Origin of the sequence: Xenorhabdus anantnagensis, assembly GCF_028598555.1 — a bacterium.
Lineage (GTDB): Bacteria > Pseudomonadota > Gammaproteobacteria > Enterobacterales > Enterobacteriaceae > Xenorhabdus > Xenorhabdus anantnagensis.
In genome coordinates, this window is sequence record NZ_JAQRFN010000026.1 from 31,987 (window position 1) to 47,626 (window position 15,640).

Below are 15,640 nucleotides of genomic sequence, written 5' to 3' on the forward strand. Positions count from 1 at the left end.
AAGGGAATCACCGCCCTTCCTCTTCTTGCTGATTAACCCAGCCAATTATCCCTATACGGGCAATTGTGCGCTTATCAATATCTGGCAATGAGCCATAAAATTCCCTCCACTGCTTAGCGGTTCGGAGCTTGGCTTCATCAAAAGCTTTACGGTATTTGCTCTTTCCTCTCGCCGGAGGAACTTCAATGCCTTTAGTCGCTTGCTGAAACTCAGGTGATAAAATTAATTTCTCAGCCGCTTCCGAAGATCCTGCACCACCAGCCATTCGAGCACGAACCGCTAGCTTTTCACCCAATGCACCACCCGCCACGGCACCCAATGGTCCTAATTTAGTCCCTGCCATTGTGCCGACTCTCCCGGCATATTTCGCCATTAACTCATGAGGTGCAGTCACTGCGTCAAAACGTTTTGTAAAATCATTCAATCTTCCAGTGGTTATTTCGAATGACTTTGCTCGCCGGATAGCATTGGCCACGACATAAGTATCATGTAGTCCAGACATAAACTCGCGGGGCATGTACTGCGCGAGAATACGCATGTTGCCAGATGTCCTTAGATTCTGATACCAGTCAGCGAATCCAGCCGGATTAAAGTCTGCACCACGCTTACCTGCTGATAGCATATCCCTGATAGCAGTCCCTGCAACCTCTTGGCGCATTTGTCTGCTGGGAATGTTTTTCATTAGCTCAGAGAATTGTTTCGAATTCCCTCGCGCAAGAGAGGCAACTGCCAGTGTGCTACGATTCGCGATATCTCCTGTCAGGTTCTTGCCGCGCAACTGCACCATCTGATCTTCCAGCCCTTTACGCATTTGAACCAAGCGCTGAGCGACTTCAAAGTCCCTGCCAGCCCCCACATCACCTAATACAGCCCGCTGATCTTTAGATAACTGAGAGTAGAGATATCGCAATGCTCCCTCATCAGCATCTTTATATGGACCGCGATTTTTAAATAATGCCTGACCAACTAAACGGCGCTGCTTATTCAAGTTGGCATAAGTGAGAATACCATCCTGACTGGGATTAACGACCTTGAATACAGCCTTCTCGATCGTGTCCAGATTTTCCCAGCCCCCTAGTTCATCAGCCTTTCTCTCAAGTGCTGCGGCTGTATTATTAGCCTCAACACGGGTTGCGGGCAGCATGGCATTATCAACCTGTTTATAAAGCTGATCACTACGATGCTCAAGTGCTGCCATCCTGCTGTCAACCTGTCCAATAATTTTCTGATTCAATGATAGTGCATCAGGGGCTTTAGCAACGTCATCAATGAGTTTTCCGGCACTCTCAGAAAGTTTCAGGATGGCCACATCTTCTTGCTGCTTTAGTGCAGAACCAGCACGGGATTTAATGGCCTGTTCAACGGCTTGATATTGTTGGTTGCCTGATAAATGGGAAGGGAGAAGATCCTCAGTTATTCCAAGTCTATCAGCGGCGGCTTTTACATCAGGCTGCACTTTGACATCAAGACCTTGAAGGGAAGAAGCTAAGTCGGGGTTCTTCTGGGCTGCCATTTGGCGAAGTGTTTCTTCTGGCGTTAGTTGTTTCTGAGGAGGAGGTTGCGGTGCACCTTGTCCGGCTCCACCTGCTCCACCTGCTCCAGCACCTTCCTCTGCTCCCCGGAATAGCTTATTCAGTCCTGTCTTTTCACCAACGACATTCAGTGCTTTGCCCAGAACCGGCGTGACAACCCTAGCCACTCCGCTAGCAGCAGTACCAATACCGAGGTCAGTCGCCAGCCCACCCGCATTATCTTTTGAGCTGTTCTGAGCCAATGCGCCTATAGTATTTTCAGCCACCATATCAGCCAGTTTAGTTGCGCCTCTCTCCAGTTTACCCGCATTGGCAACGGAGCCAAGGGCTACTGCGGCTTTCTCTGTGCCAACACTCGGTATTAAGTACGGCGCGACTTCTGCGCCGATTTTAGCGTAAGAATCTTGGGGCTTAAGACTGTTTGGTAACTCAAATCGTTGTGCGGGTGTGTATGTTCCATCACCTAATCCAGCCTTTTCACCCGCCCAAGCGCCAGCACTAACCACGGCATCACCAATGCTGGGAATAATATTAGCCACGTTTACGCCAGCTTGAAGAAAGCCTTTTCCAGCTTCTGCGATTGGGCTACCCGCTTGTTGCTGTTGTGGTAATGGATAGGCTGCATAGAATTGTTGTCGTGCGGCTTCGACCTTATCACCGGCTTTAGGTACAACTATTTCATTGAAATATTGTTCCTGCGCCGCTGCCTGCTGTTGTGGGTTTAGCGATTGGTATTGTGAGGACGCAACAACGTCCCGCCACGGTTTAGCCATTAGTCACCCCATAAACTTGAATATTCACTTTGATTACTGGATGGAGCAGCTTGCTCTTTTCTATATTTCTCCGCCTCTGTACTGAATTTATTATCCAGTCTCTGCTTTCCCTTATTGGTGACGGAAATGATTGTCTTAATCGTTTCTTTGGCCGCTTTTTCTGATATGGAGGGAGAAAGCTTACCTATAGCATCTGTCACTCTTTGCCCTTCCGCATTAGATAATGCCCCTAGCCCCTTCATTAACTGAACGTTTGCTAGAAATGTCTGTGATTTCAGTGTGTCAACCAAGGCCTCAGTATTGGCGGCATCAGTACCGGGAAGATACCTGTTACCAAAGGGGTTTATGTTAATCCCAAAATATCCATTAAATCCCGGGCTATCCAATATCCGGTTTGCCGTACCGATGGTTTGATCAATAGCATTGACCTGACTGAGATAAGTATCATATTTATCAGTTTTAGCTTGCTCGCCTTTCCGTTTAAACTCTTGTTGTTTCAGAAGTAAATCATCGCGCTTGATTTGATTTGTTTCTGTTTTCAATTGACGGTCAATGGCATTTTGAGCCAGTGCAGACTTTTTTATCTCCCTGTCGAGACGAGCATTTTCAGCGGAAATATCCTGCCCGCGCATTTGGATATCTTGCCCTCTGCGCGCTGTGGTTGCGGATATATCTTGGCCTCGTGCCTGTAGCGACTCAGACGCTTGACTACTGCGGATGCTCTCCGACAATTTCCCGCGATCAATTTCCCGGCCTTCTTTCTTATCCAACACTGCAAACTGGTCTTTCGCGCTCAATGTCCCCAGCTTAACGGTAGAAAGAACCTCATTGAATTGCTCAGGATTGTTCGCGTACATAGTCATTAGTTGCTGAGGCTCGACACCTTTAGACCGGATAATCTCAGCATTCTGCACAATAGCCGCTGCCACATTGCGCGGATCGCCTGTCGATATCGCTAACTGCAATTGGTTTACCGTGCTATCTAGTGCTGCAACATCTTGTGCGCTTCTGAACCCCAATTGAGCCTGAATATTTTGTAGTTGAGAGGGGTATTGAACTGCCAGTTCTCGCAGCTTTTGCGGATCATTAATAGCACCGGGTAACGCCTGTTTAAATGCTTGCTGCTCGCTCATCTGCTGCTGCATTTGCTGGTTTTGCAGGTTTAGCCCCGTCAATTGAGATTGACCGAGCCTATTTTGTGTCTCCTTTAGTGCCTGACCTGCCAAATCAGGCATGAGAGATTCATAATAGTTAATTGGCTGAACCATCAGAACATGCCCCCCATCATCCCGCCAAACATTTTGCTGGCCATGCCGCCGAACTGATTAATGTCCTGTGATGCACCATTATTGATACTATTGCTAGCACCTGCTGCAATCTGCCAAGGAAGTGCTTTTCTACCTGCATTTATTGCCCCTTGTTGGCTGTACAACGAACCGAGAGCATTCGCATTGTTAGCCGCTGCCGCAGACTGAGCACCCGCACCAGACAGACCAACGTTAACCAACCCCAGCAACTGGTTATACATGTCTTGTTGCTCAGCCGTTTTCATGTTCAGGAAATTTTGTCCCAGTTGCGGCGCAATGCTGGCTAACTGATTACCTGTTGCCGTAGAACCTAACCCACCTGTTGCCTCAGCACCCGCCAGCGCTTGATATCGTGCCTGATCTGCTAATTGTGCGTACTCCGGGCTATTGAAGTACTGACCGAGCAAGGCGTTTCGGTCGATAGGTTTCCCTGCCATCCCCTGCAACCCAGAAAGACCAGATTGACCCGCTTCACGGAATGGTGATAACCACTGGCCTTGCTGCTCAAACATCTGTGTCTGAGCATCGATGGCTCTGTCGTTTGACCGGGACTGCTCTTTAGCGCCTTTACTCGCCCCGATACCACCGATTATCCCACCGACAGCGCTACCGATACCGCTAACTATTCCACCCATAATTAACTCCTAACCATTAAAAATAATTGTTCTCTGCGCCCATCAATGAGTTCAACGACATCATCTGATTGCAGGTGAAAACCAAATTTCCGCGCCAAATTACAGACGTGCTTCGATGCTGAAAGGATCGGCGCATGGATAACCCTATTGCCAATCAATGAAAGAATATTGCTGGCGGCATCACTGGAGCGATGTCTTTCGCCTTTCTTCATCGCCATATGCAATTCAACATATTCGCCTCGCTCAATCACCACAAATACACCGCAGCCCTGCCAGAGATAATAATCAGCCGGATAATCCACCCATGACGGAACGCCCCACAACCGCATGAGTTGTGAGCCTGTAATCATGTCAATTTTGGTCATTAGTTGATGAGTCCGTGAGTCCTGAGCGCGTCTTCATACGCTTTGCATCTTTTGGCTAGCGATGTGACTGCATTCATTAGAGATTGGGTGGCAGATTGATCGTAAGTTTCACCTGCGTTCCATGACTGATTGGCATCAATTGCCCCTTTATTTGCCGCCCCAGTCATTGCAGTAAAACCAGTAACCCTTTGACCAACAACATTAAGGCCATTTATTAGGTAGTTGTTTTTTACATCGATGGGTGACGAGATAACTTGAGTTGCTGTTGCTTTCTTGGATACATAATCAACTTTTATTTCAGATATCTGACCATCTATATCTTGTATCTTTATCTTAAGACCATCAACGTCATGCTCGATATTCAAAACCCTAACTTCAAGTTTTGCTAAGTCTTCCTCTGCTTTGATGATTCTGACTTCGTGGTCTTCTAGCGTTTCTTCTGCCCGAGTTATTCTTTTTCCATGATCATCCAAGATAATATCCTGTTTATCATTTTTAACCTGAGCATCATAGGCTCCATCACCCGCCTGATTAGCCTTATTTGCCACATTCCCTAAATCAGATCCCTGTTGAACAACATACAGAAAATAGGGTTGGGAGAAATTACTGGGGAGCAACGTTGCATCTATTCGAGTCGCCTGTATTTCTACAGGGTTTTTGAGACTATTATCAGCCATAATTATTCCAACCTGATTTGGCAGCCGGAGAGAGTGACAGGAGAGCGGGTTATAACCCTAACCTTGAATCCAATGTTCTTACGGATGCGACCAACACGCCGCCAAAGCACCCGCTTGTCATAAACAAATGGCGCGTTCTGTTCGATCATCTGTTCTCGGCCGTAATTGATACCGTCAGCCGTTGCAGATAGAAATAACCTGTCAGCGTATTGAGATACACCTGTCGAGGCTTCTAACTCAAAATCGAATACCCGTGCGTTGTCGGCTTTGAACATTGGCGTATACAGCAAATGCTCCTGCTGCTGCCCGTACTGGTCAGATGCAGAGAAATTAAGCTGTCCGGTCATAGGCTCGCGTTTATCACCAACCGTTATCTGATTACCCTCGAACATGAAATCGATACCGCGATAGACATCATCAAACAGGCCAGTTTTCAGGATGCACCACTGCACACCACTCTGACTGGCTGAGGCGTCGTAGCACAAAACATGACGCGGTAGATGGATAATCAATAATTCGTGTGCATCGAACCGCACCGTTTCCATTACACCAGCAGCCAGTTCATCCGCTGTGTAGTCTCTCAGTATCTTCTCTATTGATGCTGTGGCTATCGGGGCTACTTGTCCCTGACGAATGACATAGACCGATGGCGCACCAGTGGCCTGATGGCTGATAATGGCATGGGAATCACCGAACACTGTTTTGCAATGCGTGCCGGCAATGCCTTTCTGCACCATTAATGAGGGCTGAGCGACATAGATAGCGGCCTGTGTATCAGTCGCACCCGTCAGAGAGAAATACTCAATCGTTGATGAACCAAAACACACCACGAAATCACGCCATGTATCGATGCCGATAATGCCATCGGGTTGAGACTCCGCCCGGTACAATGCACGATAACGGTCTGGATGTGATTCATCCTCAAGATCAGTTACGCCGAATGTATCAGTGCCATCTTTCGCCCAGATATAGCGCCCACGGGATCGGCAGATATCACGCACAGAGCCGATTTCATATTGTTGGAATTTAGACGAGGCAGGCCAGTTCTCCAGACGTTTGACCGTGCCGTCATAGCGATAAAGTGACATGACACCATTGGCCGCTACTGTTTGACTATTGTAACTGTGTGCCATGCTGATACGACCGGAGCCGGAGACATCACCAATAGCATTGTTGGATTTATACAACTTACTCCCCAACACGCGATAGACAGCACCCTCTTTAGTATTGAACTCGGAACCTCGAGAGATCCCAATAACATCAGCGCGTTTTGTAATGCCAGGAAAAGAACGAAGATAACCGGAAGCGCCCAATATTTCTTTCGGTGTGGCCAACATGTTGACCGGAAGCAAATCGACATAATCGGCAGAGCGATAGTCTTTACCTGTCCCCTTCATCAGGGGGAGTTGTTGAATCGGCATGTGGTTTGTCCCCGGAATAAAAATGCCAGCCGTTAACAGTCGCCCAATGATTACCTGAACCAATAGGCATTCGTGCCGGATAATCAGAGCGTGATTTCTTGGCGCGGGATATGGCAGATTGCTTATACAAAAGCTCTTTGCCATATCTGGCGGTGTTGATGATCTTTATTGGCGGCTCAATGGCGTAATCTGGGGCAATCCGCACAGCGAGGTTATGAATAACAGCACTGATAGCGCCACTTTTCATGCCGTGCTCGTCACCGTCAGCGGGTGGATTATCAGCATCAGCAAATCGATATCCGGCATCAATGCCTGCGCCGTCCTGATACCATTCCGCCATCATCAACTCTAAATCACTAATAGCATCTTCCATTGATTGCGGTTCGATATCGGATAACGTGGCATTGGAGGCAACACCCAACTTGCGTAGTGCTGCCTGAACTAAGTCACCCTTGGTTATTAGACTCATTTTTCCTTACCTTTACCCAGATTTACGGGCTCGGTTTTCAACGTGTCATTCGGATGTTCAACCCAGCCATCAGCCAAATATTCGTCCAATTCCTCTGGTTCAATGATCGTGATTTGCAGCATCATTCCCCAGACACTGACGTCACCGTCTGATTTGTAGAGCATCTTTTGCATCTGTCACTCCTGAATAACCCAATCTTCTGCAAATAAATCACCTTGTGACGGCGCCCAACCGGGCTGCATAGTTCCTTGGGTGTTTTTCAGTCCAAGGCAATCTTGCATATCAGCAATGATTGCGCCTTTGCGATATGCGGCATTACCTGCATAAATACGGGCAATAAACTGGTTCGCGCCATTCCATCCAGCCCTATGAATAAATTTCCCTGCTTTTACCGCTTCTAATGCTTCACTAAATGTAGCCATTGTGATTACTCCAAAAAAAGAAAGGGGTCGAAACCCCTGTAATTATTTCTGACCTGCCAACCCAACACCGATAGCCTCTGGACGAACCGCACACGCGGAGTACCACAGCGCAATACGGCACTTACCGGACAATGTGCCGATATCCCCTTGGTAGGCCACAACACCATTCAGCCCCACGTTAGGAATTGAGAAGCTCTGAGTCTTCATGCCTGAGAACAGATCATGATTGACTGGGATCGGTTGTGATACCAGTCGGATTGAATCATCAGCCCAGAACACATTCGCCTGTGTGGTCTTGATGTTCAGTACATTGACTGCCATTCCATCAGCTAGCGAAATATTCACGTTGGCGTAGGCGCGCTCTTCCGGTGTTAACTTGTCGTCGCTGAGTGCAACAGGCTTTGGCGTGATAGTGACATCACTCCCGTTAACAGCCACCACGGAGAATGTTGCATCTTGCGTCAGAATGTTCTTCGCCATCTGAGACAGATATTTCACCCCAGCGAAAGAAATCTTGTCACCCCGTTTCAGACCAGCGCCGCTCAACTTAACGACAGCAGTACGGTTATCTACGTTCTCGCGATTTCCATCAGCATCAGCAATCCATGCTTGAGGCTTGAACTTCTGAGCACCAGAAACAGTGAGGCCTGTCGCTGTAGACGCTGGTAGAGATGGCATTTTCGGAGAGCGCAGAACGTCATTGAATCCGGCGATCTGCTTCTGGATAGTCCCCGACTTGTACGCATCCTCCGAAATCCGACCATAGAAGTCTTTGTTTGTCAGATCCTGACCTGCCCCACGGTAATCTGTTGGGTTGAAGAAGAAGCTCAAACCCGCACTGCGATTCAATTCCCGGGAGAAAATCAACGCTTCGGCCTCAGAAATGAAATCCCAGCCCGTTTTAGCTGAGCCGATTGGTTCTGGACTTGCCACAACCAGAGAACCCATTTCCACAGCTTGCTTCGCGATTGCCATCTCGACGTTGTTCGCCAGTTTTTGACCGGATGCTTTGAGGCGGCGACGTATAGAGTGCTCATCACGCAGATCATCCGCACGAAGCTGGAAGAAGTCGTTATCAGGCACACCCATGTTGCACTTAACGGACAGTTCCAAAATACCCGTTTCTTTGCTGGTGAGATCCCACCCCGGCTGGGTAGGCGCTTCCTGTTCCAGCGGCATCCACACGGTATTCTGTGAACGCTGCATATCACCCGCAGGCGGTGCATATTTTTCTACACGCTGCGCCATGGGTGTGAGGTTTTCCACGGTCTCCATCACCTCATCGACCATGTATGTGATCACTTGACCTTCGTTTAAAGCCATTTCAAATTCCTTTCAACTGTTGTTTTAACTTGCGGTAAAGCGTGGTGTCACCCTTACTGGCTGCTGCATCCATCTGTTTCTGGATGGCATCACGATTAGCAGCAGTAACAGCAGTAACATCGCCACTTAATGGTGCATCAGCCGGAGGAGCGGCAGAGATTTGCTTACCGCGAGGTTTGATAGTTAACTTGTCAGCAAGGCGCGTAAGTTCAATTAGCGCTTGCTGTGATCCGAGTGTCAGCAGTTGCCGCGCTTTCTCTGGATTTGCGCCCAGGTGATACATGATCGCAGCCGACTTCTCCGGGAAGAGATGCATAATTTCCGTATCAATACCGGGCGGTACGACTTGGCGGAAAGCGTCCTCTTTCTCCTGATAATCAGGCAGGTTAAGTTTTTCTGCGGCGTCATAGTGTTTCCTTGCTGACTCGACAATGTGTGCTGATTGCTGGGTAAACGCCTGAGTTTTGCGACCTTGCTCCGCTACTGCATTGCTGCGAGCATCCATCGCATTCATCTGCCATTCAAGGTTAGCTTGTTGGAATGCTGCTAGCGCCCTGTTTTGGTCATAGTCATACTTAGCCAATGCATCATCAGACAAATAATTATTGATATCTGGCTGTGTGGGTAACTCAGGTTTTACCCGTAAATCCTCCGGTAACTCTCCACGTTGCACCGCCTCCATCTGCTGCTCCAGCTCGCGCTGGCGCTTACGCTCGATACGCTTGGCTGCAAAATGCGCGTTTGTTGCCGGGTCTTGTTTCTGGGTCTCATCGTCACTCAGGACAATATCAAATCCGTCGCTCTGCCCCGTTGAATTGGCATTATCAACATTGCTTTCAGTGGATGCCGCCGCCTGATTACCGGACAGGGTTAATGCTTCAGTAGCCTGAATTTCGTTGGTATCACTCATGTTTATTACTCTCTCACATGGTTTGAGGGATCTCGCCAGTATTGGCGGTAGGAATGTTAGATTGTTGCTGTTTAGCAACCTCATTCAGCAATTTGATAGCGTCCATCACGGCTTTTTCATCTATGTTCCTAGCCTGAGCCAGTTTGTAGATGGTGTTCGCCTGTGATTCTTGAGCCTGTTGCTGAGCGGTGAATGCTTTGATTTGTGTCTCTTGTGCTCTGGTCTGTGCATTGACGATTTCAGCTTGCGCTTTCTCTTGCTCTGCCATTGCTGCCACCATCATTGGGTCTTGTTGCTGCTGAGATTGTTGCTGAGCCTCAGCTAACCACTGCTCCTCTTCTGGTGTCTCTGGTTTCTTCAAACCCTGCACGACAAGCTGCTTGGTCGCGTACTCACGGGTGATATCGATACCTTTTCCATCCAGCAATGACAGGAACTGCAATAACAGGACATTCCACGCCGGATGCTCAATGGGAACCGATTTCAATAACTCGCCAATCTCAGCCCTATTCTGCTCTTTCATGGATTGGAACGATGGGCCAACATCGGTGTAGCACTCATAACGCCCGCGAACATCATTGAGTACTGCACGTTGCCCCGTCATTAGATCCACGACCTCAGACATAACCTGCACGTCTTTCTCGCTACCATCAGGCAACGTCATGACCACATGGCGGGGTACATCATAGATATCATTGACGATTGAGGCGTATATCTCACCATCTCGGCGCATGGCGGTAGATAGATTGTCCTGAAACACATAGGTTTCTAGGTCTGACCGCATATTTAGCTGATTGATGGTATCGAATGCTACCTGATTACCGTTCACCGCCTCAGAATCAACACCCACTGTAGCAACGGATTTCACTGCATTAGTCGCCGCCTCCAACATATAGGCATTAGCCTGTGGTACTTCTGGATTATCCATGTAGGCGATCGGCTGAGTAGGCATATCTCCGTTATTTTCATCCGTTTTGTTCATCAGGTAATACGGATAATCATCTGTACCGCTGTACATATACTCATAACCAGCGATTTGCTCAGGCCAGAATATCGGCTTTTTCTTCGGCGTTCGGGCTACGATGTCAGCATTGAATGACATGATCATGTTGCGTAGCCTCTGCCCGTCTTTGGTTAGCCTGACTACACCTTCATAAACTTCTTTATCATCCACGAATCCCCATTCGCCGAACACCGGAACAATGGGTATATGCTCACCTGCAATCAATTCTCTATCTTTCAGGACGGCAGAGCATGACAAAATGGTTTTATAGACACGGCGACGCTTAACCTTGCGCTCACCTATCTTGACCATCCCTTTATCAGCCAGCTCATCGATCACGTCTTTGATTTCGCGCTTGAAATAGCTGACAGGTTCGCCGGATAACGGATCTTGGTAGATAAATACGAGTTCTTTCTTTTCCTCTACCTCGTAGTATTCTGCTACATGAATAGTGTTCTGCGTGAACCACGGGAACGACCATGTATTGGGACTCTGAAATGTGGGAATATCATCACCATCTAACCCGAACTCCTCAGCAAATGTCGTCCAACCATTTTTACTCAGTGAATGGATGATGGTGCAGTGCTTTGCATCAGATTTGTCCATCTGCTGGCTATTACCGTCCCAAATGACATGGGAGCAAGCACCGTGAATGGGAACGCGACGAATGACCTGATTATTACTGGTCGGGTCTTGGTCTTCATAGTCCGTCACTAAGCGCCATGCACCAACACCGCACTCTATTTGCTCACGAACGGCAATGTTTACCGATGTTTTAGCCGTGTTGTGCCTCATGTCTGTTCGGTACATGCCCATCAGAACATCGGCACTATCAGGATTGGCGCTCTCTTTGGGTCGGTACATGACATCAATCGGGTTCTGGCGCATCTCTGCCACCAGTTTGCGCACCACAGGGCGTACGACATCAAACTGCCCACGGTATTGCAGGGTTGTATATTTGTTTAGCCAGTCGTCCCATTGCGACACACGACTAAAGAACAGATCGTTACGCGCCTCGGTTCTGGCTTCTTCGCTGGTTGTCCAATCCTCATCAAACCGCTGTAGAATTGCCTCCAGCCTGCTATTTGTTTCGGCCATTATCTACCTCTTGTTATCGGCCTGATGGGTGCCGGTATCTTCTTCTCTTTTACAATTCCGATGTCGCCATAACGCTTAGCAAAACGGCGCATCATGTAGGCATAGCGTGTTGCATCAAGAAGGTCGTCACGCGTCTTTACAATGCGACCGCGATCATCCCGGTGATAGAAGTTGAATTCCTCGAACCAGTCACGCAGCCCACTGAAAACCTTGAATCGCCCCGTACTCATTAGGTCATGAAGCTCAAACAATCCAGGTTCAACCGAGCGAGAGCCGTCTGTCCATTGCGCCGGGTCAGGAAGCATTAAAAAACCTGCGGCATGATAATATTCACGTTGTTGCAAGCCACTGCCCTTCTCTGTTTGCAGTCCATCCTGTGGCCACGCTGTAGGCACTTTATTAGCCCATGATTTAGTAGCGCCCCACGCCTCAGCCGGAGATGTCTTACTTGCCTTCCATGCTTTTGTTACATAGAAGGTTTCGCTATCTAGGTCTATTGCCAACTGGACGCGGCTTTGCGGATGATCCCAGCCAAAGTCCATGCCATCGATAACCATATAGTGCTTAGGTATCGGGAATGGCTCGCAAGTAATCACCTCTTCGCTGAAATCGAATATGCGGCCTTGGCCAAGCATGGGAATACCTTTTGTTCGCATGTCGCGCTGGTGTGCTGGGTAAGATTCGAGAAGGCTTCGTTTTGTTTCTTCTGTCAGATGTGGCGCATCATTCCAACCAACGTTCATACAGAACTGAGATTCCGCTGGGTCATCAAGCAGTTTAATCACCAGTTCGGTTCGGCCGTTTTCGGGTGTAAAGGTCAATATTCCCCTGCCACCATTACCCCGATCACCTGTCGCTGTTCGCGTCAGAACCTGAGGGTAGATAGTCTGGTCTTCGGGCTCTTCGTCAATGTGAAACCAGTCGATATCATCACCCATTAAAGCGTGCTGCCCTTGGGTGTATGACCAGAACTGAACCTTGCTAAGTTCGCCACTGCGATGCTTGATGTAAGCGGAACGAACCGCATTCGGTGTTCCTGTCATCGGCTCGGTTGAAACGATACGTTCAGGAGGAATCAACCCCCCAACAAACTCACCGTTAACTTTCTTGCCGATAATGGCAGCTTGAAGCAGGTCGCGACACTTCTCACCAGAGTAACCGAGACACCACATGAGTGGAGCGTGCTCGAACCTATGCCCCGTCCAGCCTGACGGATACTCCCCCAGTAGATGAATGGCATCAATGTATGTGGCTGTATCAGTCTTCCCCACTCGGTTCGCCGCAATCAGGGCGCACTGGGTGTATTCGGCTGTGGCGGTAATGAACTTCTTCTGCCATAAATAGCGAGTATCGAAGTAGTGCCGATAGCGATAAACTTGTTTACGGCGCTGCTGCTCTTCCAGCAATCGCAATAGCTCAATCTTTTGCTCCCGATCCAGATTGTGCATGTTGCAACTCCTTAATACGTTTATCTAACTCTGAATCGGTTATATCAGTGAACGTGATTTTCTGCTCGTGTTGAATCTTGTCGCCATATCGCTTAGGTGCCATCTTTGACGCATACCACTTACGGGCATCAACCTGCAATCTGGCTTTCGCTACATCGGCACCCTCTGCTTTAGCAGTATCAGCGATAGTGATAACATCCTCAGCCAAAACCTCTGCTTGAATCTCTCTCGCCCGCGCGTACTGTTGCATGAACTCTTCGTGTCGTTGCAACCAATACATCACAGCACGAATCGATGGCATCCCCGGACGTTGGCAAATTGACCTTAAACTTTCCCCTTCCATCAATAGCGCACAGATATCCTCCGCAACCTCTGGCATATAGTCGGTAGGCCTGCCGCCTTTATTTTTCTTTTCAGTCTCCATTCGAATACCTCCTTAACTCATTATCCAGCCCACTCTATGAATAGGCTGTGTGATGAACTATTTGAATAGACTCAATGCCTCTTGAGCATTGCGAATGGATTTATCAGTTCTAGCCACAACACCGGACTCGGTTTGCACGAGTTTGTATTGATCCTTGAACAGCTCAAACTTGAGTGTGTCATCACCGATAAACTCAATGGCCTTTTGTGCCGCTGCCGTGTCGTTCATTACCAGTCGGAGTATCTCCAACCTCATTCGTTGCGATGGTGTTAATTCTGTCATTTGGAATTTCCTGCTATGTATTGAAATATAACCCCGTGCAATCTCGACATCACGGTAGTCGAAAACCTATACAAACCTCTATCAAGCACCCGAATGTGGATGCTTTGCAGAATTTTGTAAAATAGCAATAAGCCGAAAGTTTGACTGAGTGGTGTGCCAAAGTGACGGTCTCGGTAATATCAAGTACTTAGATTAATCTTTCTGAGGATGCTTTGTCCTCTGTTCAGTATTTGGTCGCTGAATAAACCGAAAACCAAACTGAAGACCTCGACGGCATTCCCATCTTTACTAATGAAATCAGCGCACTCAATTTTGAGGAGGCTCCGAAATTAGAGCCTCTTATTGCAACATCAAGCTGCCAACCTATGCAGCTCTTCCAGTAATGGCTTCTTGTGGTTCTTCTCGTAGATGCCCATCAGTGCATGATTGCGTTGCTCATAGTCCCACCCCATAGAGATGAACACTGTGTTAGCCCTCTGTAACTCAGCAACACACCGGATTTGTTCTGGTGTCAGATAGTCACGGATAGGCTCTTTCTTCTCAATGTCATGATGGACACGGAACTTAGCCGCAGTCATACCCAATGCGATACGGTTGATTAAATCAGCTTCATTGCTGAAATGACGCGGAAGAATATCCTTTCCTAAATCCTCCCGTGATTTCTTGATAGCATCAGTCATGGGTCTGTATTCCAATCTGGATGTGTTGCGATCCATCTTCTTGGATGCTAATGCTGAACGCATTTTGAAGAATTCAGATACCAGCTTCTTTTTGAATGCACGGACAATATCGTTGTTTCTCATGTAAGTAATCAGAAGCGTGGCTTGTTGCTCATTTAGCAGAGCGACCCTTTGCTTCTGTTTACCGCCTGCTGTATCAAAGGCTCGGATTTCAAATCCGACCCTTCCGAACTCTTCTAAGTCAGAAATGTTTCTATCAACCAGTTTGATAACTGTGTCGTGGGCCTTCTTCGCACCCTCTGCAATTGCCATAGAGTTAGCCAGTAAATCAAATTTCTTAATTTCTACTAATTTCATAGTGAATCTCCTGTCAAAAAAGAGCCCTCAGCTCACGTAGGACAGCCAGACCCCGAGATCACCATTATCTGGTGTCCTCTAAGGGCGCTTTTGTGAACGGACTCGGGTTAGATACTTAATGCGCGGTGAGTGCGCGGAACTCAGATACAAAAATGCCACCAGCGTTAACTGATGGCATGGGGGATTCCTTTAACCACTCAAGGGAATGGGTAAAGAAATATTGACTTTAGTTTTAGATGTTGACTAATTGTTGAGCATTTTTGGCTTATTGTTAGGTGGAGCTAATATTATTAGGCTTATTAATCCTTCAATAATAACGTTACACGTGGAGAGTAAAATGAAAAAATATCTTCTTCCTTGCCTATTGGCAGGCGCTGCTCTTTTAGCTTCAATGCAGACTTATGCCATGGCCTGTGATGTGGTATTCCCCCCAAATAGCCCAGAATGGAAAGCTTGCACGGACATCTGCAAGATGTCGCCTGTTGGTTCTGAAATTTGTTTATAATAATTAACA

Annotated in this window: 16 protein-coding genes and 1 pseudogene; all 17 read right to left on the reverse strand. The window is 47.9% G+C overall.

Annotated elements, in window-relative coordinates:
* Nucleotides 1-7 precede the first annotated feature (7 nt).
* The gene (locus PSI14_RS16055; protein WP_273576826.1) at nt 8-2,305 is read right to left on the reverse strand and encodes a hypothetical protein; all 2,298 of its coding nucleotides are present in this window, start codon (nt 2,303-2,305) and stop codon (nt 8-10) included.
* The gene (locus PSI14_RS16060) at nt 2,305-3,573 is read right to left on the reverse strand and encodes a phage DNA ejection protein (protein WP_273576827.1); all 1,269 of its coding nucleotides are present in this window, start codon (nt 3,571-3,573) and stop codon (nt 2,305-2,307) included. The genes PSI14_RS16055 and PSI14_RS16060 overlap by 1 nt, the downstream gene beginning before the upstream one ends.
* On the reverse strand, nt 3,573-4,247 hold the full coding sequence (locus tag PSI14_RS16065) for a P22-gp17 family phage DNA ejection protein (protein ID WP_273576828.1): 675 nt from the start codon (nt 4,245-4,247) through the stop codon (nt 3,573-3,575). The genes PSI14_RS16060 and PSI14_RS16065 overlap by 1 nt, the downstream gene beginning before the upstream one ends.
* A 2-nt stretch (nt 4,248-4,249) precedes the next feature.
* A complete protein-coding gene (locus PSI14_RS16070) occupies nt 4,250-4,612 on the reverse strand; it encodes a hypothetical protein (protein ID WP_046337065.1) in 363 nt (120 codons plus the stop codon).
* Nucleotides 4,612-5,289, reverse strand: coding sequence for a hypothetical protein (locus PSI14_RS16075; RefSeq protein ID WP_046337066.1), 678 nt, complete (start codon nt 5,287-5,289; stop codon nt 4,612-4,614). The genes PSI14_RS16070 and PSI14_RS16075 overlap by 1 nt, the downstream gene beginning before the upstream one ends.
* A gap of 2 nt (nt 5,290-5,291) precedes the next feature.
* Nucleotides 5,292-6,710: a packaged DNA stabilization protein gene (locus PSI14_RS16080; protein ID WP_273576829.1), complete on the reverse strand. Its 1,419-nt coding sequence runs from the start codon at nt 6,708-6,710 to the stop codon at nt 5,292-5,294.
* The gene (locus PSI14_RS16085; protein WP_273576830.1) at nt 6,670-7,179 is read right to left on the reverse strand and encodes a packaged DNA stabilization gp4 family protein; all 510 of its coding nucleotides are present in this window, start codon (nt 7,177-7,179) and stop codon (nt 6,670-6,672) included. Before PSI14_RS16085 ends, PSI14_RS16080 begins: the two co-directional genes overlap by 41 nt.
* Nucleotides 7,176-7,352 (reverse strand): hypothetical protein, encoded by a 177-nt coding sequence (locus PSI14_RS16090; RefSeq protein ID WP_273576832.1) that lies wholly within the window; start codon nt 7,350-7,352, stop codon nt 7,176-7,178. Before PSI14_RS16090 ends, PSI14_RS16085 begins: the two co-directional genes overlap by 4 nt.
* Before the next feature lie 3 nt (nt 7,353-7,355).
* Nucleotides 7,356-7,601, reverse strand: a complete 246-nt coding sequence (locus PSI14_RS16095; protein WP_273576833.1) for a DUF2829 domain-containing protein — start codon at nt 7,599-7,601, stop codon at nt 7,356-7,358.
* A 42-nt stretch (nt 7,602-7,643) separates the two neighbouring features.
* Nucleotides 7,644-8,924 carry a P22 phage major capsid protein family protein gene (locus tag PSI14_RS16100; RefSeq protein ID WP_273576834.1) on the reverse strand — a complete coding sequence of 427 codons (1,281 nt, stop codon included), beginning with the start codon at nt 8,922-8,924 and terminating at the stop codon, nt 7,644-7,646.
* 1 nt (nt 8,925) lies between these two features.
* A complete protein-coding gene (locus PSI14_RS16105; protein WP_273576835.1) occupies nt 8,926-9,834 on the reverse strand; it encodes a scaffolding protein in 909 nt (302 codons plus the stop codon).
* 13 nt (nt 9,835-9,847) lie between these two features.
* Nucleotides 9,848-11,935 (reverse strand): portal protein, encoded by a 2,088-nt coding sequence (locus PSI14_RS16110; RefSeq protein ID WP_273576836.1) that lies wholly within the window; start codon nt 11,933-11,935, stop codon nt 9,848-9,850.
* Entirely contained in the window at nt 11,935-13,383 is a 1,449-nt protein-coding gene (locus tag PSI14_RS16115; RefSeq protein WP_273576837.1) for a phage terminase large subunit family protein, read from the reverse strand. Before PSI14_RS16115 ends, PSI14_RS16110 begins: the two co-directional genes overlap by 1 nt.
* On the reverse strand, nt 13,352-13,807 hold the full coding sequence (locus PSI14_RS16120) for a terminase small subunit-like protein (RefSeq protein WP_046337074.1): 456 nt from the start codon (nt 13,805-13,807) through the stop codon (nt 13,352-13,354). Before PSI14_RS16120 ends, PSI14_RS16115 begins: the two co-directional genes overlap by 32 nt.
* Before the next feature lie 57 nt (nt 13,808-13,864).
* Nucleotides 13,865-14,089 carry a DUF2560 family protein gene (locus tag PSI14_RS16125; protein ID WP_038218577.1) on the reverse strand — a complete coding sequence of 75 codons (225 nt, stop codon included), beginning with the start codon at nt 14,087-14,089 and terminating at the stop codon, nt 13,865-13,867.
* A 350-nt stretch (nt 14,090-14,439) separates the two neighbouring features.
* Nucleotides 14,440-15,126 (reverse strand): Rha family transcriptional regulator, encoded by a 687-nt coding sequence (locus PSI14_RS16130; RefSeq protein ID WP_273576839.1) that lies wholly within the window; start codon nt 15,124-15,126, stop codon nt 14,440-14,442.
* 299 nt (nt 15,127-15,425) lie between these two features.
* Nucleotides 15,426-15,640: pseudogene (locus PSI14_RS16135) on the reverse strand (hypothetical protein); the annotation flags it as partial.